The sequence below is a fragment of the Streptomyces sp. NPDC005784 genome (assembly GCF_042871525.1).
Classification (GTDB): domain Bacteria; phylum Actinomycetota; class Actinomycetes; order Streptomycetales; family Streptomycetaceae; genus Streptomyces.
On sequence record NZ_JBIAIQ010000024.1, the window covers coordinates 14,748 to 33,849 of the forward strand.

The 19,102-nt window shown below is 71.1% G+C and carries 19 protein-coding genes; 11 read left to right on the forward strand and 8 right to left on the reverse strand.

The window, feature by feature from the left end; genetic code table 11:
* Positions 1-210: 210 nt before the first annotated feature.
* The gene (locus ACFYR3_RS30225; protein ID WP_355856675.1) at positions 211-795 is read right to left on the reverse strand and encodes a hypothetical protein; all 585 of its coding nucleotides are present in this window, start codon (positions 793-795) and stop codon (positions 211-213) included.
* A 540-nt stretch (positions 796-1,335) separates the two neighbouring features.
* Here ACFYR3_RS30225 and ACFYR3_RS30230 point away from each other — a divergent pair.
* Positions 1,336-2,853 (forward strand): glutamate--cysteine ligase, encoded by a 1,518-nt coding sequence (locus ACFYR3_RS30230; protein WP_355856672.1) that lies wholly within the window; start codon positions 1,336-1,338, stop codon positions 2,851-2,853.
* 16 nt (positions 2,854-2,869) lie between these two features.
* Here ACFYR3_RS30230 and ACFYR3_RS30235 read toward each other — a convergent pair whose 3' ends face one another.
* Positions 2,870-4,639, reverse strand: a complete 1,770-nt coding sequence (locus ACFYR3_RS30235; RefSeq protein ID WP_355856669.1) for a substrate-binding domain-containing protein — start codon at positions 4,637-4,639, stop codon at positions 2,870-2,872.
* Positions 4,640-4,823: 184 nt separating this feature from the next.
* Between ACFYR3_RS30235 and ACFYR3_RS30240 the strand changes: the two genes are divergently transcribed.
* Entirely contained in the window at positions 4,824-5,624 is an 801-nt protein-coding gene (locus ACFYR3_RS30240) for a CPBP family intramembrane glutamic endopeptidase (protein ID WP_355856666.1), read from the forward strand.
* A gap of 102 nt (positions 5,625-5,726) precedes the next feature.
* Here ACFYR3_RS30240 and ACFYR3_RS30245 read toward each other — a convergent pair whose 3' ends face one another.
* Entirely contained in the window at positions 5,727-6,536 is an 810-nt protein-coding gene (locus ACFYR3_RS30245; RefSeq protein WP_389285223.1) for a PhzF family phenazine biosynthesis protein, read from the reverse strand.
* A gap of 267 nt (positions 6,537-6,803) precedes the next feature.
* On the opposite strand from ACFYR3_RS30245, the gene ACFYR3_RS30250 reads away from it, so the two are divergent.
* Entirely contained in the window at positions 6,804-7,457 is a 654-nt protein-coding gene (locus tag ACFYR3_RS30250) for a PadR family transcriptional regulator (RefSeq protein ID WP_355856660.1), read from the forward strand.
* 108 nt (positions 7,458-7,565) lie between these two features.
* Here the strand turns inward: ACFYR3_RS30250 and ACFYR3_RS30255 are convergent, their stop codons facing one another.
* Positions 7,566-7,994, reverse strand: coding sequence for an SRPBCC family protein (locus ACFYR3_RS30255; protein ID WP_355856657.1), 429 nt, complete (start codon positions 7,992-7,994; stop codon positions 7,566-7,568).
* 411 nt (positions 7,995-8,405) lie between these two features.
* Between ACFYR3_RS30255 and ACFYR3_RS30260 the strand changes: the two genes are divergently transcribed.
* From ACFYR3_RS30260 to ACFYR3_RS30270, 3 genes are all read left to right on the forward strand, one after another.
* Entirely contained in the window at positions 8,406-8,954 is a 549-nt protein-coding gene (locus tag ACFYR3_RS30260) for a Clp protease N-terminal domain-containing protein (RefSeq protein WP_355856708.1), read from the forward strand.
* Positions 8,955-9,140: 186 nt separating this feature from the next.
* A complete protein-coding gene (locus ACFYR3_RS30265; RefSeq protein WP_355856654.1) occupies positions 9,141-10,151 on the forward strand; it encodes an EamA family transporter in 1,011 nt (336 codons plus the stop codon).
* 211 nt (positions 10,152-10,362) lie between these two features.
* Positions 10,363-11,367, forward strand: coding sequence for a DMT family transporter (locus ACFYR3_RS30270; protein WP_389285224.1), 1,005 nt, complete (start codon positions 10,363-10,365; stop codon positions 11,365-11,367).
* 255 nt (positions 11,368-11,622) lie between these two features.
* Here ACFYR3_RS30270 and ACFYR3_RS30275 read toward each other — a convergent pair whose 3' ends face one another.
* Positions 11,623-12,312, reverse strand: coding sequence for a pyridoxamine 5'-phosphate oxidase family protein (locus tag ACFYR3_RS30275; protein ID WP_355856648.1), 690 nt, complete (start codon positions 12,310-12,312; stop codon positions 11,623-11,625).
* Positions 12,313-12,347: 35 nt separating this feature from the next.
* Here ACFYR3_RS30275 and ACFYR3_RS30280 point away from each other — a divergent pair, with 35 nt between their 5' ends.
* Positions 12,348-13,679 (forward strand): aminotransferase class I/II-fold pyridoxal phosphate-dependent enzyme, encoded by a 1,332-nt coding sequence (locus tag ACFYR3_RS30280; RefSeq protein ID WP_389285225.1) that lies wholly within the window; start codon positions 12,348-12,350, stop codon positions 13,677-13,679.
* A gap of 113 nt (positions 13,680-13,792) precedes the next feature.
* Here the strand turns inward: ACFYR3_RS30280 and ACFYR3_RS30285 are convergent, their stop codons facing one another.
* The gene (locus ACFYR3_RS30285) at positions 13,793-14,728 is read right to left on the reverse strand and encodes a DMT family transporter (RefSeq protein ID WP_356786052.1); all 936 of its coding nucleotides are present in this window, start codon (positions 14,726-14,728) and stop codon (positions 13,793-13,795) included.
* Between the two features lie 75 nt (positions 14,729-14,803).
* Here ACFYR3_RS30285 and ACFYR3_RS30290 point away from each other — a divergent pair, with 75 nt between their 5' ends.
* Entirely contained in the window at positions 14,804-15,706 is a 903-nt protein-coding gene (locus ACFYR3_RS30290) for a LysR family transcriptional regulator (RefSeq protein WP_355856639.1), read from the forward strand.
* 57 nt (positions 15,707-15,763) lie between these two features.
* On the opposite strand, the gene ACFYR3_RS30295 is transcribed toward ACFYR3_RS30290, so the two are convergent.
* Positions 15,764-16,231, reverse strand: a complete 468-nt coding sequence (locus ACFYR3_RS30295) for a pyridoxamine 5'-phosphate oxidase family protein (protein WP_081223215.1) — start codon at positions 16,229-16,231, stop codon at positions 15,764-15,766.
* A gap of 241 nt (positions 16,232-16,472) precedes the next feature.
* Between ACFYR3_RS30295 and ACFYR3_RS30300 the strand changes: the two genes are divergently transcribed.
* A complete protein-coding gene (locus ACFYR3_RS30300; protein WP_355856636.1) occupies positions 16,473-17,111 on the forward strand; it encodes a cysteine hydrolase in 639 nt (212 codons plus the stop codon).
* 19 nt (positions 17,112-17,130) lie between these two features.
* Here ACFYR3_RS30300 and ACFYR3_RS30305 read toward each other — a convergent pair whose 3' ends face one another.
* A complete protein-coding gene (locus ACFYR3_RS30305; protein ID WP_355856633.1) occupies positions 17,131-17,616 on the reverse strand; it encodes a Rieske (2Fe-2S) protein in 486 nt (161 codons plus the stop codon).
* A gap of 221 nt (positions 17,617-17,837) precedes the next feature.
* On the opposite strand from ACFYR3_RS30305, the gene ACFYR3_RS30310 reads away from it, so the two are divergent.
* Positions 17,838-18,620: a HipA family kinase gene (locus ACFYR3_RS30310; protein WP_355856630.1), complete on the forward strand. Its 783-nt coding sequence runs from the start codon at positions 17,838-17,840 to the stop codon at positions 18,618-18,620.
* Positions 18,617-19,000, forward strand: a complete 384-nt coding sequence (locus ACFYR3_RS30315; RefSeq protein ID WP_355856627.1) for a DUF3037 domain-containing protein — start codon at positions 18,617-18,619, stop codon at positions 18,998-19,000. The genes ACFYR3_RS30310 and ACFYR3_RS30315 overlap by 4 nt, the downstream gene beginning before the upstream one ends.
* Positions 19,001-19,102 lie beyond the last annotated feature (102 nt).

Consider the following 19,102-nt stretch of genomic DNA (forward strand, 5'->3'; position numbering starts at 1 on the left):
CGCGGAGGGTTCACCCCAACTGCGCCGTCCTTTCGGGTGGTTCGAGGTGGCCGAATGGGGCTAGTCAGGTCGGGCCCGGAGCGCGTTTCCCCTCGTACGAGCGCTGCATGGCCCTAACGAGCGAGCTGCTCTCCAGGTCGGCGAAAGCGCCGTGCCCCGCGGCCGGGGGCACGGCTGCGGGGCACGACTACGAGGCGCGGACGCGGAGGATCAGGCGGGTGAGCCGAGAAGTGGTGCCGGGGTGACCCGGTGGGTGAGGACCGGCAGCAATTCGGCGACACGGTACGGACGGTGCGCGGCGATGCCGGGCGGTGCGGGTGCGAGCGGGACCAGGAGGTCGGTGGCGGCCGGATGGCCGGTGGCGCCGTCCGCCGTGCAGTCGCCGTGCAGCCATAGGGTCAGCATGTAGAGCTCGGGCACGGACAACAGGCGTGCCTGGTAAGGCTGTTGCATATTCTCGGCCTGCCGCAGGGCGCGTTCCGTCGCGGTGATGTAGGGGCCCTCGAAGAAGCGTGAGAAGGCCCACCCGTCCGGGGTCAGCATGGTGTCGGCGGCGGCCACGGCACGGTCGCCGCAACGGATCAGGAAACGCCACCCGGCGAGCCGGGTGGCGGAGGCGCCCGCGGGAGTGATGCGATCCAGGACGTGGACGGGCAGCGGGAGTTCGGGGGTGGCAGGACCCTGCGCCAGGCGCAGGGACGGGGTACGGGCTTCGCGGACAGCGGTGGGGGAACCGAGTGCCGTGAGAACGGTGCGCAGGGCGGGCGCGGGAGCCGGGGGTACGTGCAGCGGCATGGTGGGTCGCCTCTCATTCGACAGGCACAGTGGCGCGAGGGCGGGGGCGGACGGCGCTGTCAGCTCTCGGGTCAGAGGGGCGAGGGGTCTGGATCTGCCGACAGGGTGTCGCCTGCCGTCGTCACCGTGACGACAGGACCTAGGACCGCGAGCGCCAACTCTCTGCCTCGGTAGCGGAGTTTATACGACGCGTGTTCAGGCTTTGTTTCGTCTAGTCGTCCCGAATACGAAGAACAAGGCGCTATTCGGTCGATGAAACGAGGGATTCATCCCGGTTCTGCGCGGTCGAACCGCGGTGACCTCGGAATACTTCGCCGGAGCGGTCGGCCGATTCTCGTCGGCATTTTTCACGAGATCATGTCGGGCGCCAAACTTGCTCAATGCTCCATGCCCGGTGAATGTGCCCGGGGCCGATGTCCAGACTAGCGGTCGAAGAGCGCGCGCGGGACGTTATGGATCGCGTTGCCTGGGCATCATCCACCGTGACCCGGGACGCCAGGGCCGGAGCGTCGGCCTGCCCATCCGAGGAGGGACACTTCGATGGGGGAGAAGGTCGTGGCAGGGACGTTCGGCCTGTCCGATCGGCAGCGCTACCGCGACAAGCTCCGACAGTGTCTGACGGGGCTGGAGCGACTGCTGGAGGAGAAGCGGTTCGACCGCCCGAAGAACCTGATGGGGCTGGAGATCGAATTGAATCTCGCAGGGCCCGACGGCATGCCCAGAATGATGAATGGGCAAGTACTCGAAAGGATTGCGAGCCGCGATTTCCAAACAGAACTCGCCATGTTCAACCTGGAAGTCAACATCGCCCCACACCGATTGGGCGGCCGGGTATTCGACCGGCTCGCCGAGGAGATCCGCACCTCGCTCGCGTATGCCCATCGGAAAGCCAGCGAGGTCGACGCCGGAATCGTGATGATCGGCATCCTGCCGACGCTCGCCCAGGACGATCTGGTGTCCTCGAATCTCTCGGACGTCGACCGCTACACGCTGCTCAACGATCAGATCGTGGCCGCGCGCGGAGAGGATTTCGAACTCGACATCGACGGTGTGGAGCGTTTGGTCTGCAGGTCGGGATCCATCGCGCCCGAAGCCGCCTGCACCTCCGTGCAGTTGCACCTCCAGGTCACACCGGGCCGGTTCGCGGATGTGTGGAACGCGGCGCAGGCGGTCGTCGCCCCGCAGATCGCGGTCGGGGCCAACTCGCCGTTCCTGTTCGGACATGAGCTCTGGAGGGAGTCGCGGCCCCCGCTGTTCCAGCAGTCCACCGACACACGGCCGCCGGAGCTGCAGGCGCAAGGAGTCCGACCGCGCACCTGGTTCGGCGAGCGGTGGATCTCCTCGGCGTACGACCTCTTCGAGGAGAACCTGCGGTTCTTCCCGCCCCTGCTCCCCATCTGCGACGAGGAGGACCCGCTCGGAGTCCTCGACGCCGGGGGCGTACCCAAGCTCGCCGAGCTGGTGCTGCACAACGGCACGGTGTACCGCTGGAACCGGCCCGTGTACGGCATCGCCGACGGCGTCCCGCATCTGCGCGTCGAGAACCGGGTGCTGCCCGCCGGCCCGACCGTCACCGATGTCATCGCCAACGCCGCCTTCTACTACGGGCTGATCCGCGCGCTCGCCGAGGAGCCGCGTCCCGTGTGGACGCGGCTGTCCTTCGAGGCGGCCGCCGCCAACTTCGACGCGGCCTGCCGGTACGGCATCGACGCACGCCTGGAGTGGCCGCGGCGCGGCCGCTACGGCGGGACCACGCAGGTCGACGCCGCGAACCTGGTCCGCGACGAGCTGCTGCCGCTCGCCGCCGCCGGGCTGGACGCGTGGGGCGTCGAGCCCGCCGACCGGGACCTCTACCTGGGCGTGATCGAGGACCGGTGCCGGCTGCGCGTCAACGGCGCGACCTGGCAGGCGGCCACCTTCCACCGGGCCCTGGAGAAGGGACTCGGCCGCGATGCCGCGCTGGCCGCGACGACGAGGCGCTACGGCGAGCTGATGCATCTCGGGGAGCCGGTGCACACCTGGCCGGTGGGACTGCCGGAGCCGGTTCCGCTGGGGTGACGCCCGGCGGTTACGGTCAGTTCGGGTTGACCGCGCCTGCGGCTGTGATCGCCTTGAGCATCGCCGCGTGGATCTGTGAGGGCTCGTTGACCCGCTGGCCGGAGCCGCCGGTCGCCCTGGCGATCTGATCGACCTCCCGTCGGTCGCTGTCGGGGCCCACCGCGATGGCGATCAGGGGCACCGGGCGTTCCGGGTCGGCCAGTTTCTGCAGCTCGGCGACGAGATCGGACCGGGAGATGCTGCCGGGGTCCTGGTTGACTCCGTCCGTGAGGACGACCAGCGCGTTGAACCGGCCCTTCGCGTAGGAGGCGACGGCCGCCTTGTACGCGGCGAGTGTGGTGTCGTACAGACCGGTTTCCCCGTGCGGGACCGGCTTCAGGGATCGGAAGGCCGCGGACAGCTTCTCGCGCTGGGTGCGGGAGCCCTTGGCGTTGCCGAGCCGCTCGGTCGGTACGAGGACGCGGTAGTCCTTGTCGCCGTCGAGTTTCGTGGAGAACTTCCACAGCCCGATCTCGTCCTCCGGGGTGAACGTGGCGAGCGCCTGGAGCAGCGACTTCTTGGTGACGTCCATGCGGGACTGATCGCTGCCCGGCAGCGTCTCGGCCATGGAGGAGGAGGCGTCGACGACGGTGGTGATCCGGGCGCTCTCCACCGTGATCGTCCACATGCCGAGGGCTTCCTGGACCGCTTCCTTCGACGTGTGGTCGACCAGGATGCGCGCGTACGGCTGCGGGGCCCTCCCGCCGGCCTCGGTGACCAGCGCGGCCGACGGGCTCTCGGCGTCCGTGCGGAAACCGAACACCCGCAGGAACTGCCGGGGTGCCGCCTCTCCGAGCAACGTCATGAACCGCAGGGCCGCACGGCTCTTGTCCGTGCCCAGCCCCGGCGCGTCGACCAGCGTGTACGGGTAGTCGAGCAGCGGCGCGCCGTCCTTGGGGTAGAAGAGGTCGAGGTCGTTACCGCCGTCCGCCGAGGTGTTGTGGGCGAACGCAGCCTGCTCGGAGAGGATCAGGGCCTGATTGCGCCCGGGGTTGTCCTGCCCGGATCCGGAGAAGTCGGGGGGCAGGGTGTCCAGGAGCTGGGTGTCGCTGTCGGAGGTGCGCCGCGAGAGCGCCTTGGCCATGGCGGCCGCCCGGACGTCACCGTCCTTGACCCGGGAGGCGGCCGCGCTGATCCGGGCGAGCGCGAGCAGTCCCGTCGAGCTGCGGGCGGGATCGACCGCGCCCAGCTCGATCTTCTTGTCCCGTATCGCCTCCCCGGCCAACTCGGTCCAGGTGTACGTCTTCCCGGGCCAGCCCAGCGCTTTGGCGGCCGACGGGACCACGGCGACGCCGACCGGCGAGGAGGCGACGTTGCCCAGGCTGGTGACCTGCGTGGCGGTGGTGGTCTCGCCGACCCGCTCCACCCATGCGTCCGAGTCCGGCACCCACACCTGCACGTCGGACTTGCTGCCCGACCGGAGCGCGGCGGCGACCTGGTACGACTCGCGCGCGGTCACGCTGACGTCGAGGCAGCGGCCGTCGGAGGTGACGTTCTTCGCGCGGGCGTCCTCGGCGGCGGCCCTGAGCGCGGGCGCGATGTCCGGCGAGGCGGCCACCTCGATGTGGACGGCGTCGTCCTGGCACGAGCCTTCGAAGGAGAGCAGGCCTCCACGGAGGGCGGCGGCGGTGCCTCCGGCCACGGTGAGGACGAGTGCCGTCGCGAGGGCCAGATTGCGGCGGCGTGCGCGGAGCCGGGGGTCGGCGGAGCCCGCCCGTGGCGCGTCGGGCAAGCTGTGACGTCCCATGACGGTGAGGTCCTCCCAGGTGAGCCCGAGCCGTGAGACAGCCGTAGAACAGGCAAAGGGGGAGGTGCGCCCCGTATGGCGCCCGCCCCCCGACGGCCTGTCGCGCACGATCTTCGTAACTTCTTTCGAGACCCTAGCGGGGCGGCGACGGGGATGCGGCGGGATTACCCAACTGGAGGCGGGAGTGCAGGTGGAGGCGGGATCGGTGGCCGATTCCTTTCCGAAGGAGAGGCTGACACGACGGATTCTCCGGGACGAGACGCTGCTCGTCCTGGCGCTGTCGCTCGGCGCGAGCGGAGTGTCCGCGCTGATCAGTTTTGTCGGATCGGTGACGAAACCGGGTGGTCTCAAGGACCAGGCGGCCACCCTGAACGCCTCGGCGGCGCCGGGCCGGCCCTGGCTCGATCTGGCCTGGCAGCTCTTCGGTATCGCGTCGGCTCTGGTGCCTGTCGCGCTCGTCGCGCACTTGCTGATGCGCGAGGGCAAGGGGATGCGTGTGATCGGTTTCGACCGTACGCGTCCCTGGCCGGACCTCGGACGCGGGGCCATGGTCGCGGCGGTGATCGGCAGTACGGGAATCGCCTTCTACCTGGCGGCGCGTGCGTTCGGCGCCAACCTCACGGTGGTGCCCGAGGCGTTGCCGGACGTCTGGTGGAAGTTCCCGGTGCTGATCCTCTCGGCCGTACAGAACGCGGTGCTGGAGGAGGTCATCGTCGTCGGGTATCTGCTGCGCCGACTCGGGCAGTTGGGCTGGACGCCGGGGACCGCGCTGGTGGCGAGTGCGGTGCTGCGCGGCTCGTACCACCTCTACCAGGGCATCGGTGGCTTCGTCGGCAACATGGTGATGGGCGTGGTCTTCGTCTATCTGTACCGGCGTTGGGGCCGCGTCGGGCCGCTCGTGGTCGCGCACTCGCTGCTCGACATCGGGGCTTTCGTGGGGTACGCGCTGCTCGCCGGGAAGGTGGGATGGCTCCCGACGGCGTGAGTGGCGCTCGCGACCACTGAACGGCGCGGGCTGACGATGAAGGGGCGTACGACCATCTCGTACGCCCCTTTCGCGTGCTGCCGTGCGAGTCCGTGGTCTTCCTTACGTGAGCAGTTCGCCCTCGATGACCGTGACCGCGTGCCCCGAGAGAAGGGTGCGGTCGCCGCGCACCTCGGTGCGGACCAGGCCGGAGCGAGGGGAGGCCTGCAGGCCGGTGAGGGCGGGGCGGCCGAGGCGCTCGGACCAGAACGGTGCGAGGGCCGTGTGGGCGCTGCCGGTGACCGGGTCCTCGTCGATGCCGACGTTCGGGAAGAAGCAGCGGGAGACGAAGTCGTAGCCCCGGGTGGGATCTTCGGCGCGGGCTGTCGCGATGATGCCGCGCTCGGAGTAGCGGGCGAGCGCCCTGTGGTCCGGGGCGAGACCGCGGACCGTCTTCTCGTCGGCGACCTCGACCAGCAGGTCGCCGGTGTTCGGGCCGGTGTCGAGAGTGGAGAGCGGCTCGGCGCCGAGTGCCTCGGCGACACCGTCGGGGGTCTCGACCGGGGTGAGCGGCGCTGTCGGGAAGTCCAGGGTGATCGAGCCGTCGGCGGTGGGGGTGGCGATGAGGACTCCGCTGCGCGTGGCGAAGCGCACCGGACCCTTGTGGGCGCCCGTGCTGCGCAGGACGTGCGCTGCCGCGAGGGTCGCGTGACCGCACAGGGCGACCTCGGTGGCGGGGGTGAACCAGCGCAGCGCCCAGTCGGCCTCGCCGTCTTCGGGAAGACGGTGGGTGAACGCCGTTTCCGCGTGGTTGACCTCCATGGCCACGTTCTGGAGCCAGGCATCGTCCGGGAAGGAGTCGAGGAGGAGGACCCCTGCCGGGTTGCCGGCGAAGGGGCGGTCGGTGAAGGCGTCGACGATACGAATGCGCATGCCCCGACGCTAGCGGTCCCGGGAAGCCACGGGCCAAGGCCAATCCGGGGGATCTGGCCCCTTGTCGGCGCGGGCGGGCGGCACGGGCGCCACGGGTGCCCCCTACGTCTCCCGCTGTATCCGGCGGTACGGGTGGCGCGGCGGGACGGGGGCCGGATCGTGGGAGCGGGGGAGTGGGTCGCCTTCTCGAAGAGGGTTGTCAAGCGAGTGCTTCCGATATATCGTTGACGCATCGCGACCGATCAACGATGGAATGGAGTGATTGCGATGCGTTCCCGTGGAGAAGACTTCGGATACGAGCACGAACACGGACATGGACACCACGGCGGACCCGGCCATCGAGGTCGGGGCGGCTTCGAGGGGCTGCGGGGGGCTTTCGGGCCCTTCGGGCCGGGTGGTCCCGGCGGCCCCGGCTTCGGTGGACCCGGCTTCGGCCCGGGTCCCTGGGGCGGGCGCGGCGGCCGGGGCGGACCGCGGGGGAGGGCGCGGCGCGGTGACGTGCGTGCGTCGATCCTCGCGCTGCTCAAGGACCGGCCCATGCATGGTTACGAGATGATCCAGGAGATCGCCGAGCGCAGCGGCGGGGCATGGAAGCCCAGTCCGGGTTCGGTGTACCCGACCCTTCAGCTGCTGGAGGACGAGGGCCTGATCGCCAGCGAGGCCGAGGGCGGCAAGAAGCTGTTCTCGCTCACCGAGTCCGGCCGCAGCGCGGCCGACGAGGGTCCCGACGCGCCTTGGGAAGAGGCCGGGCGCGGGGTCGACTGGGAGTCGCTGCAGGAGATCCGGCAGGCCGGATTCGGTCTCATGGAGGCCTTCGGCCAGGTCTGGAAGACCGGCAGCAAGGGCCAGCGCGACAAGGCGCTGGCGGTCATCAACGAAGCCCGCAAGAAGCTGTACCTGATCCTCGCCGACGAGGACTGACGGCGTGCTGTGGTATCTGCCGGCGCCTCGCGGAAGTGTTTCCGCGGGGCGCCTTTCCGCATACGGAGCGCCGGGCGCCGCCTCGTGCGACGCGGGGACGCGCGGGGCTCAGACCACCAGCCCGGCCAGCTTGCGCAGCGACTCGTCGAGGGCGGCCGTCGCCGAGTCCTTCAGCTTGCCGGCCATCAACGAGACGGCCGCACCCGTGAACTCCCCGTCGATGCGCACCGATGTGGCGTCGCCGTCGGGGGTGAGTGTGTAGCGCGTGGAGACGATCACCGACATCGGGCCCTTGCCGCGGATGGCCAGGGTGCGGCCGGACTCCAGTTCCTCGATGGTCCAGGTGACCTCGGCCGGGAAGCCCATGAGCTTCATGTTCTCCGCGAAGGTGCCGCCCACTTCGAGCTTCTCCGGGCCGCCCTTCGGGAAGTTGGCGTGCGTCGCGTTCCACTCGCCGTAGGCGGACCAGTCCGTGAGCTGGGTCCAGATCTTCTCCGCGGGCGCCTCGATACGTGCTTCCGCGCTGACTTCGGCCATGCGACCACCCCTTCGTGTCGGGCGCTGCGCCCGGCGCAGCTACGGTGTCGCGGAACGTAGCCCCAGGCTCTGGAACATTCAATACTGATGAACCGTCAGGAATTGTGGAGGGGGCTGACGGGGGTGAGCACCGGGACGGGGAACGGGTCGCGCGCAGCCGCGGGGGTCCGAGGGGCGGCCGCGCGCCGAGGTTCGACGGGCAGTCGCGCGCCGAGGTCCGACGGGCGGGCGCCGGCGCGGTGCGGTCGGCCGAGGGGGCGCGAGGCAAGGCGGCGCGCGCCTCAGGGGGAAATCGGCGCGAAGTCATCCGTAAGGAGGAGAACCCGCACAGGGATGCCCACCCTGTGTCGGACCTGAAGATGCTGCCCGCCGTGGATGACCCGGCGCCACGAGGCTGATGGGGTGGAGGTTGTGCCATCCCGTATCCCCCAGCAGTCCGGTGCCGTGAGCGGCCCGAACCATCCAGGCATCGATGCCGGACTCAGCGCAGAACTCGCCTCGGTGGTCTCCGGTGCGCGCCGAAGAGCGCTGCGCGACGGGGACCGGCAGATCGACACGGCCCATCTGCTGCACTCCCTGCTGGAGTCCGACCCCGAGGTGCGCGCCGTCTTCGACGGCGGACCGCAGGTCGCCCGGCTGCTCGGCTACCTCGTGCAGCGCAGCATCGGTTACGGACTCCGCTGGCAGAGCGCCGTCGAGGACTCGGGCGCCGGGCCGGTGGTGGCCGGCGGGAGATGGTCCCCGGTGGCGGCCGGTGCCATGGAGGAGGCGTACGAGCGCGCCGTGCTGCGGGGCGACGAGCGGGCCTGTGGTCTCGACCTGCTCGCGGCGCTCGTCGCCGATCCCCGGTCGCGGGCCGTCGAGGTCCTCGGACGCGCCGGTGTCGAGCTCCCGCCGCTGCTGGAGCGGATCGAGAGCGGCTGCGAGGAGTGCGTGAGCGGCGGCGACGCGGGCTGCTGACGTCCCGGAGGGTGCCCTGGAGCAGGCGTGCCGGAGCGGGAGCGGACGTGCCGGAGGGGTGCGCGGACGCCTGGACGCCGTGTTCCGTTGTGCGGTCCGGCGGTCGTTGTCGAGGGCAGGTGCCGGAGTCCAGTCGTTGAGACAGGTGTCATCGGGGGTGACGGTCATGTCGTCGCCTGTCATCATGTGCCGGTGCATACGTCTCAGGGGAGTCAGGGCAACCACGGAAGAGGCGTCGGGCTGGGCCTGGCGCTCGTGTCGGCGGTCGCCTTCGGTGGATCGGGTGTCGCGGCCAAGCCGCTGATCGAGGCGGGGCTCGACCCGCTCCACGTGGTGTGGCTGCGGGTCGCGGGCGCCGCCCTCGTCATGCTGCCGCTCGCCGTGCGGCACCGGGCGCTGGTGAAGCGACGCCCCGCGCTGCTCGCCGGGTTCGGACTCCTCGGTGTGGCCGGTGTCCAGGCCTTCTACTTCGCCGCGATCTCCCGCATCCCCGTCGGCGTCGCCCTCCTCGTGGAATACCTCGCCCCCGCGCTGGTGCTCGGCTGGGTGCGCTTCGTGCAGCGCCGGCCCGTCTCGCGCGGCGCGGCCCTCGGTGTCGTCCTCGCGGTCGGCGGACTCGCCTGCGTGGTGGAGGTGTGGTCGGGGCTGAGCTTCGATGTAGTCGGACTCCTGCTCGCGCTGGGGGCCGCCTGCTGCCAGGTCGGCTACTTCGTCCTGTCCGACCAGGGCAGTGACGCGGGGGACGAGGCGCCCGACCCGCTGGGCGTGATCGCGTACGGGCTGCTCGTCGGCACCCTCGTGCTGACCGCGGTCGCGCGCCCCTGGACCATGGACTGGTCCGTCCTCGGCGGCAGCGCGGACATGAACGGAACGTCCGTGCCCGCCTCGCTGCTCCTCGGTTGGATCGTCCTCATCGCCACCGTCGTCGCGTACGTCACCGGAGTGCTCTCCGTGCGCAGGCTCTCCCCGCCGGTCGCGGGCGTCGTGGCCTGTCTCGAAGCGGTGATCGCCACCGTCCTGGCCTGGGTGCTGCTGGGCGAACACCTCTCGGCGCCGCAGATCGTCGGCGGCGCGGTGGTCCTGTTCGGTGCGTTCATCGCGCAGTCGTCGGCCCCGGCGAAGCCCTCGCAGGAGCCGGTCGCGAGTGGGTCGAACGACGCCGAAAGGGAGTTGTCGGCCCGCGGAACGGCCGTCTAAGGTGCTGATCATGCCTGTGACGCTCGTTCTTCCGCCTCCGGCCGCCTGAGGCGGGCGTACCGGAACACCGGCCCGGCCCCAGCGCCGGGCGGAACGGCGCTGCCCGCAGAAGAAGTCCGAGGACCTTCCCGTACGCCCCTGCCCTCGTGCACGGGCTGCGACGCGGTCCCTTCCTGAACTTCTGACTTCTGCGGATCTGCGGAGAGAACACGTGTCGAACACCGCTGTCGGCCTGCCCGTCGGGCGAGGCCTGCTCTATCTGATCGTCGCGGGTGCCGCCTGGGGCACCGCGGGCGCCGCCGCGTCACTGGTCTACCGGGCCAGTGACATGGGACCGATCGCCCTGTCCTTCTGGCGCTGCGCGGGCGGACTCGCCCTGCTCCTCGCCATACGCCTGCGCCTCGCCGTACGCCTGCGCCCTCGCCCGAGCCTTCGGCCCGGCCGGCGCGCGGGCCGCCCCGCCGTGCGGGAGCCGCTCGGCCACAAAGCCCTGCGGATCGGTCTGACCGGCCTCGGGCTGGCTCTTTTCCAGACCGCCTACTTCGCGGCGGTCGAGGCGACCGGCCTCGCGGTGGCGACCGTCGTCACCCTGGGCGCCGGGCCGGTGCTCATCGCGCTCGGCGCCCGGCTGGCCATGGGGGAGCGGCTCGGCCGGGGCGGGAGCGCCGCCGTCGTCGGGGCGCTTACCGGACTCGGCGTGCTGGTCCTGGGCGGCGAGGGTGCCACCGTGCGCCCCTGGGGTGTCGTGCTCGCGGTCCTCTCCGCGGCCGGATACTCCGCGATGGCGCTGCTCACCCGCTGGTGGGGGCGCGACGGCCGCGTGGACGGGTCCGGTACGACGGTGTGGACGTTCGCCGTCACCACCGTCTGCCTGCTGCCGTTCGGGCTCGCCGAGGGGCTGATCCCGCACGCCGCGCAACCGTCCCATGTGCTGGCCCTGCTGGCGTACATCGCCGCCGTCCCCACAGCGCTGGCCTACGCCCTCTTCTTCGCCGGCGCCGCCGTCGTCCGCTCCGCGACCGTGTCCGTGATCATGCTCCTGGAGCCGGTCAGCGCGGCCGCGCTCGCCGTCGGCCTGCTCGGCGAGCGGCTCACCCTGCCGACGCTCGCCGGCACCCTGCTCATGCTCGGCTCGGTCGCCGGCCTCGCGGTGGCGGAGGCACGTGCCGCGGGGGCCGAACGGCGCGCGGCGCCCGAGGAGGCGCTTCTCGTGTGAGGCGGTAGGGAGTGGCGGTGCTCGGGTGGGTGCGACCCAAGAGGGCGGTGGCGCTCGGGTGGCGAAGCACCGGCGCCGGTCCGAGCAGGGGCCGGTGCTCGTCCGGGGTGCCGGTACGTGGCCGTGCCGGCCGGGTGCGGGTCCGTGCGGACCCGCAACCGGTTCATCCGCTCGCGGCCTGGTCCAAGTCCCGGTCCAAGCCCCGGTCCACGCCCTGGTCCACGGTCAGGTCCGGGCAAAGGTCGGCTCGGGCTCTCACCGCGACGTCAGGTAGCCGGGGAGTTCGATGCCCGGGGCCAGGTCCTCCGCCGGGACCGGGGCGCCGTGTCCCTTGGTCAGGGGGACCACGCCGGTCCAGTGGGGGAGGGCGAGATCCTCGGGTTCGTCGTTCGGGCCGCCGGTGCGCAGCTTCGCGGAGACCTCGTCCAGATCCAGGCTGATCACGGCGGTGGCCGCGAGTTCCTTGGCGTTGGCGGGGCGGGAGTCGCCCGATCGGCCGGGGACGACCTGGTCGACCAGCGCGTCCAGTGCCAGGCGCTTCTCGTCGGGGTCCGTCACCTGGTGGGCGATGCCGTGCACGACCACGGAGCGGTAGTTCATCGAGTGGTGGAAGGCCGAGCGGGCCAGCACCAGTCCGTCGACATGGGTGACGGTCAGGCACACGGCCAGCCCGGGATCGGCCTGGCCGGTCATCCGCAGCGGGCGCGAACCCGTCGAGCCGTGCACGTAGAGCCGCTCGCCGACCCGTGCGTAGAGCGTGGGCAGAACGATCGGCGCGCCGTCGCGGACGAAGCCGAGGTGGCAGACGTACCCCTCGTCGAGTATCGAGTGCACCAGCTCGTGGTCGTACGCGGCGCGTTCCTTGGAGCGGGTGGGAACAGTGCGGTCGGTCGGGGTGTAGGCAGCGGACCCCGTCGTCCTCGGCTGGGTGCTCGTCTCCGGCATTGCCTTCTCCATTGCACTAGTGCATAATCTCTTTTGTGCTAGGAGAGTATCGGATCGAAGGGCGTCGCGCAGCCGACATTGCCGCCAGCGTCGAGCGGGCGGTGGGGTCGGGGGACCTGGAGCCAGGTCAACTGCTGCCGCCGATGCGGGAGTTGGCCGAAGAGCTCGGGGTCAACGCGAATACGGTCGCGGCCGCCTATCGCACCCTGCGCGAGCGCGGGGTCATCGAGACCGCCGGCCGACGGGGCAGCCGGGTGCGCCCCAAGCCGGCCACCACGGGGCGTGAGTACCTTCGCGTCGAGGTGCCCGAGGGCGTGCAGGACATGGGCGAGGGCAATCCCGATCCCGCCCTGCTGCCCGCACTCTCCGACGCCTTCGCGGCAGCGGCCCGGCAGTCCGACCGGCATCCCGTGCAGTACGGGGAGGACGCCGTCGAACCGGAGCTGGAGCGCCTCGCCCGCGCCGGCCTCGACGCGGACGGAGTTCCCGAGGGGCCCGTCGTCGTCACCTCCGGATCACTCGACGCCATCGAGCGCGTCCTGATGGTGCATCTCAGACCCGGCGACGCGGTGGCCGTCGAGGACCCCGGCTGGGGCAGCCTGTTCGACCTCGTCCCGGCGCTCGGGCTGCGGACGGTCGGGGTCGGTGTCGACGACGAGGGTCCGCTTCCCGCGGACGTACGGCGGGCGCTGGCGGCCGGGGCGCGGGCCCTGATCGTCACCGACCGGGCGCAGAATCCCACCGGTGCCGCGGTCACGGCCCCGCGCGCGCGTGCCCTGCGTTCCGTGCTGCGGGAGTACCCGGGGACCCTGCTCATCGAGGACGACCACGGCCACCAGATCGTCGACCTGCCCCTGCATCCCCTCGCCGGCGTCACGCACAGCTGGGCCTTCGTGCGCTCCGTCGCCAAGGCGTACGGGCCCGATCTCCGGCTCGCCGTGCTCACCGGCGACCCCGTCACCGTCGACCGCGTGCACGGGCGGCAGCGGCTCGGGCCCGGCTGGGTGAGCCGCCTGCTCCAGAAGGCAGTGGTCCACCTGTGGGCCTCCGGCACGGTCGACGTCGGTGCCGTCGCGGCCGCGTACGGGGCGCGCCGTGACGCGCTGATCGACGCCTTGAAGGCGCGCGGTGTCGACGCGTACGGGCGCAGCGGGATGAACGTGTGGATCCCCGTCCCGGACGAAACCGGTGCTGTCTCCCGGCTGTTGCACGCCGGCTGGGCGGTCGCGCCCGGCGCCCGCTTCAGGATGAACGCGCCCCCGGGCATCCGGATCACCGTCTCGACGCTTCGGCCCGAGGACACCGAGCCGCTCGCGGACGCCGTTGCTTCAGCCGTGGGACCGGCGCCCGCACGCCGCTACGTCTGAGGTGCCGCCGCCGTCGGAGCCCGGACGGCGGCTGTCGTGGGGCCCGTACGGCGGATGGCGTGCGGGCCTGTCGGCGGGTGTCGTGCGGGCCGGGACGGCTGGTGCCGTCGGCGTCAGCGGCGCGGCTTCGCCTGGGTGAGGGCCGCGCCCGCGAGGACGATCACCGCGCCGACCGGCGTCGACCAGGCCAGCGACTCGCCGAGAATCGCGACTCCGGCGGCGGTGGCGATGACCGGGATGAAGTACGTGACCATCTGGGCCGTCGTCGGGCCGACCTCGGCGACGATGCCGTACTGGACGAGCATGGCCAGACCGGTGCCGAGGGCCCCCAGGGCGGCGATCGCGAGCAGCGGCACCCACGCGACATGGCTCGGAAACGTGGTGAACAGCGGGGTGACGAGAGCCAGTTGGGCGGTGGCCAGGAGCAGTTGGGCGCCGGTCATCGACAGATGCGAGTGGCCGGTGCCGGCCAGGGTCCGGCGGACGTATATCCAGCCGACCGGGTAGCTCAGCGAGGCCAGCAGGGCCATCGCCGTGCCCGTGGCGTCCAGGCCGTGGAAGCCCTGCCAGACACCGAGGACCGTCAGGACGCCGAGGAAGCCGAGGCCGAGGCCGGCCACTCTGAGCCGGGTCGGCCGGTCCTCGGAGAGGGCGACCAGGGACAGGGCCATGCCCCACAGTGGTGACGTCGCGTTGCAGATGCCCGCGAGCGTGGAGGGGATGGTCAGCTCGGAGTAGGCGAAAAGGGAGAAGGGCAGCGCGTTCAGCAGGAAGGCCGCGACCGCGAGGTGTCCCCACGTCCGCGCGCCGCGCGGCAGCCGCTCCCGCTTCACCGCCATCGCCGCCGCGAGCACCGCGGTCCCGAACAGCAGGCGCCCGAAGGTGACCTGGAACGGCGCGTAGCCCTCCGTGCCGACCTTGATGAGCAGGAAGCTGAAGCCCCAGATCAGTGAGAGGACGCCGAAGCGGATCCGCCAGTCGAGGGCGGTGCGGCGGCGGGGTGCGACGCCGGTCGGCGTGACGGGGCGTGGGGAGGCGACGGTGGTCATGGGGTCAAGAATGAGGCAGAACAATCTCGTAGCACAAGCGAGAATATTCAAGCGATATCTCGTAGCATTGCTTACATGTTGAATCTGGAGCGGCTGCGCACCCTCGACGCCCTGGCCCGGCACGGCTCGGTGAGCGGCGCGGCCGAAGGACTGCACGTGACCACCTCGGCCGTCTCCCAGCAGATGTCGAAGCTGGAGCGCGAGGTGGGACAGCAGCTGCTGGCCAAGAACGGCAGGGGAGTGCGTCTGACCGACGCCGGGCAGCTCCTCGCCGAGCACGCGGCGCGGATCCTGTCCCAGGTCGAGCTCGCTCAGTCCGACCTGGAGGCCCAGCGCGGTCAGGTGGTCGGCGAGCTGCGGTTGTCCGCGTTCCCGACCGCGGCGCGCGGACTGTTTCCGGCGGCGCTCGCCGAGCTGCGCGCCGACCACCCCGGACTGCGGGTGCGCTCCAGTGAGCTGGAGCCGGAGGCCGGGGTCGCGGGAGTGGTGCGCGGGGACCTGGACCTGGCGGTCGTGCTCGACTGGTACAACAAGCCGATGCCGCTGCCCGACGGTCTGGTGAAGGCGTCGATCCTCGACGACCCGGCCGATGTGGCGATGCCGGCCGGCCATCGGCTCGCGGGCCGCGCCGAGGTGGACCTTGGGGACTTCGCCGACGACGAGTGGATCACCTGGGGCGAGGGCGAGTTCTGCCACGAGTGGCTGATGTTCACGCTGCGCTCCCAGGGCGTCGAACCGCACATCGGGCACCGTGCCGGAGAGACGCACACCCAGCTCGGACTCGTCGCCGCCGGGCTCGGCGTGTGCGTGGCCCCGCTCCTCGGCCGCCGTCCGATGCCCGAAGGAGTTGTCACGGTTCCGGTCCATCAGCGTGTGCGCCGCCATGTCTACGTCGTGTGGCGGGCCGACGCCGACCGCCGGCCGTCGATCAGGGCGGCGGTGGACGCCTTGCGCAGGGCCGGTGAGGCCGTCGAGTAAGGGGCCGGGAAGGGCGTGCCGCACCCCGCGTGTCCGCCGTGATCGACCGAACAGGTCCTACATCGGGGGGAGCTTGCGGAAGTCCCACGAGGCGATCGCGTCCGGTGTCAGCCGCATCCAGGCGTGCCGGCCGTCGTGCGGCATCTCCTCCAGGCCGAAGTTCTTGCGGGCGAACAGGGTCTCCGGGACGTCGAGTTCGGCGCACAGTTCCCCGGTGCGCGGGAACTCGCCGACGAACTCCACCGTGCCGGACAGCTCGACGCCCCGCAACTCCCCGTACTCCTCACCGGAGTCGATCACCACCGCGACCCGCGGGTCGTTCCGCAGCTGCACCCAGCGCTTGCTGCGCACCACCGAGTACAACCACAGCGAGGTGCCGTCCCAGGTGAACCAGAGAGCACTCACATGCGGGACTCCGTCCTTCGACACGGAGGCGACGCGGCAGGTGCGCTGGGTGGTGAGGAACTCGTCCAGCTCACCGGGGGTCATCATGATCTTCCGGCCTCTGCGCTGAGTGACGGCCATACGGGCCCCTCTTCTTCTGTGTATCGGCTCTGTCCGTGCCGAGCTGTGTCGGCGGCCCGCCCCGGGCCGCTCCTCGTGCCGGCCGTGTCCAGGGCCGGCACGCGAGGCCGGTCCGTTCCGTACCCGGCCAAGGGTTCCTGTAAAGGTTTCTGACGTTCCGTCAGGAAAGCATGAGGCGTCTTCCGTCCTCACGCAATGGTCGTTACGCTCGCCCGTCCGACCCGCGACGACAAGGAGAGCCATGCCGTCGTTCGAGCAACTCAGTGAACTCCTCGACCCCGTCGGCACGGTACTGCTCACCGTGGAGTGCCAACAGGGCGTCGTGGGCCAGGACAGCGCGCTGCCCGAACTCGCCAAGGAAGCACGGTCGTCCGGAGCGCTCACCCGTGTCGCCCGGCTGGTCGCCGCCGCGCACGAGAGCGGGGTGCAGGTGATCCACGCGGTCGCCGAGCGCCGCCCGGACGGCCGAGGTGCGAACCACAACGCCCGGCTGTTCCGGGCGGCCGAACGGCTGCCCGTGCAGCAGCTGACCGGGACGACGGCGGTGCGGATCGCGCCGCCCATCGAGGTCGCCGAGGAGGACTTCGTCGTACGCCGGCTGCACGGTCTGTCGCCGATCGCGGGCACCGACGTCGACCCGCTGCTGCGCAACCTGGGCTGCCGCACCCTCGTCGTGACCGGAGTCTCGGCCAACATCGCCATCCCCAACGCCGTGTTCGACGCCGTTAACCGCGGCTACACCGTCGTCGTGCCCGCGGACGCCATCGCGGGGGTGCCCTCCGAGTACACCCCCGCGATGGTCCGCAACACGCTCGCGCTGGTCGCCACGATCACGACCACCGACGACGTGCTCGCCTGCTTCAAGCGACGACGACGCTGACGCTCCGAGCGGTCAGCGGTCAGGCGAGCTTGATCGAGTCCCCGTCGACGGTGATCTTGGCGGCGGCCAGCGCGCTCGTCGCGGGCCCCTTCTTCACACTTCCGTCGGTCGCGGAGAACTGGCTGTTGTGGCAGGGACAGGTGATGACACCGTTCGAGATGTCCTTGACCGCACAGCCCTGGTGGGTGCACTTGGACGAGAAGGCCTTGAAGGTGCCCGCCGTCGGCTGGGTCACCACGACGCCCTTGTCGGCGAAGACCTTGCCACCGCCCTCCGGGATGTCGCCGGTCTTGGCGAGTTCCGTGCCGGCCGCGTTCCCGGCGGCGCCGTTGTCACCGCCGCCCGAGGTCCCGCCGCTCGCGCCGTTGCCGGAGCCCACGGTGTTGGAGGCCTTGTCGTCCGCCCCGCACGCGGTCAGCGCGACGGCGAGCCCTGTCGCGCCGACCGCCGCCACGACGGTGCGCCGGGCCGGTGCCTGTGCGGGGTGAAGCGATTCGCTGGTCATGCTGGCTTTCCCTTCAGCGGACATGATCTGGATCTGCTCAGAGGTACGGTCCGGCCGTGCGCGCTGTTCAGGGAATGGAGACTTCTTGACCGGATCGACAGCGTTCCGACAGCCGAGCCGCCGCGATCACGATCCGCCGCGGCCGCAGATCCCGGGGAACGCTCCGGCCGCCGCCCCCGGGTTGCGTCCGTCGGGCGGGACCATCCCAGTAACCTGGGGCGATGCTCAAGGAAGTGAACGCCACCCGCTACATCACGCCCTTGCGTGAGGGCGGCTCGCTGCCGGGACTCGTCGAGGCCGACGACCTCGGGACGTACGTCATGAAGTTCACCGGCGCCGGACAGGGGCGCAAGACGCTCGTCGCGGAGGTCGTCTGCGGTGAACTCGCCCGCCGGCTCGGCCTGCGGGTGCCCGGCCTGGTGACGATCGGCCTCGACCCGGTCCTCGGGCTCGGCGAACCGGACCAGGAGGTCCAGGACCTGCTGAAGTCGAGCGGCGGCCCGAACCTCGGGATGGACTTCCTCTCCCGCGCCATCGGCTTCGACCCGCTCGCCTTCGAGGTGAGCGCCGAGGACGCCGGCCGGATCGTCTGGTTCGACGCGCTGGTCAACAACGTCGACCGCTCCTGGCGCAACCCCAACCTGCTGATGTGGCAGGGCGACCTGTGGCTCATCGACCACGGCGCCACGATGATCTGGCATCACCACTGGCCCGGCGCGGAAGCTTCCGCCGCCAAGCCGTACGACATCTCCGACCACGCGCTCGCCCCCTTCGGGCCGGACATCGCCTCGGCCGCCGCCGAGCTGGCCCCACTGGTCACCGAGGACCTGCTTGCCGAGGTCACCGCCGAGATCCCCGAGGCCTGGCTGGCGGGCGAGCCCGGCTTCGACTCGGTGGAGGCGCTGCGGCGCGCCTACGCACGGCCGCTGCTGGCACGCGCCGGCGTCATCCACGAGCGGATCAAGGGCCTCGACGGCATCGACGGCATCAAGGGGGACAGGTGAGCGAGCGGGACGTCTTCGAGTACGCGCTGCTGCGCGTGGTGCCGCGGGTCGAGCGCGGCGAGTGCTTCAACGCGGGCGTGCTGGTGTACTGCCGCGCCCACTCGTTCGTCGCGGCCCGTACCCAGCTGGACGAGAACAAGCTGTTCGCGCTCGACCCGGACGCGGACGTGGTGGGCGTACGGGCCGCGCTGCGCGCTGTCGAAGGTGTCTGCGCCGGAGGAAATGCCGCTGGTCAAGCGGCGAACGACGACGCCGGACGACGTTTTCGCTGGCTGATCGCGCCGCGCTCGACGGTGGTCCAGCCGGGTCCCGTGCACACCGGCCTGACCGCCGATCCGCAGGCCGAGACGGAGCGGTTGCTCCAGCTCCTGGTCAGGTAATGGATCACATGCGCGCGGTGTGCCGTTGACACCGGGTGCCAGGGCTTCTAGCGTCACGTCTGCTGAAGGTACTAAGCGGTCGCTCACTGGACGGGCGTACCG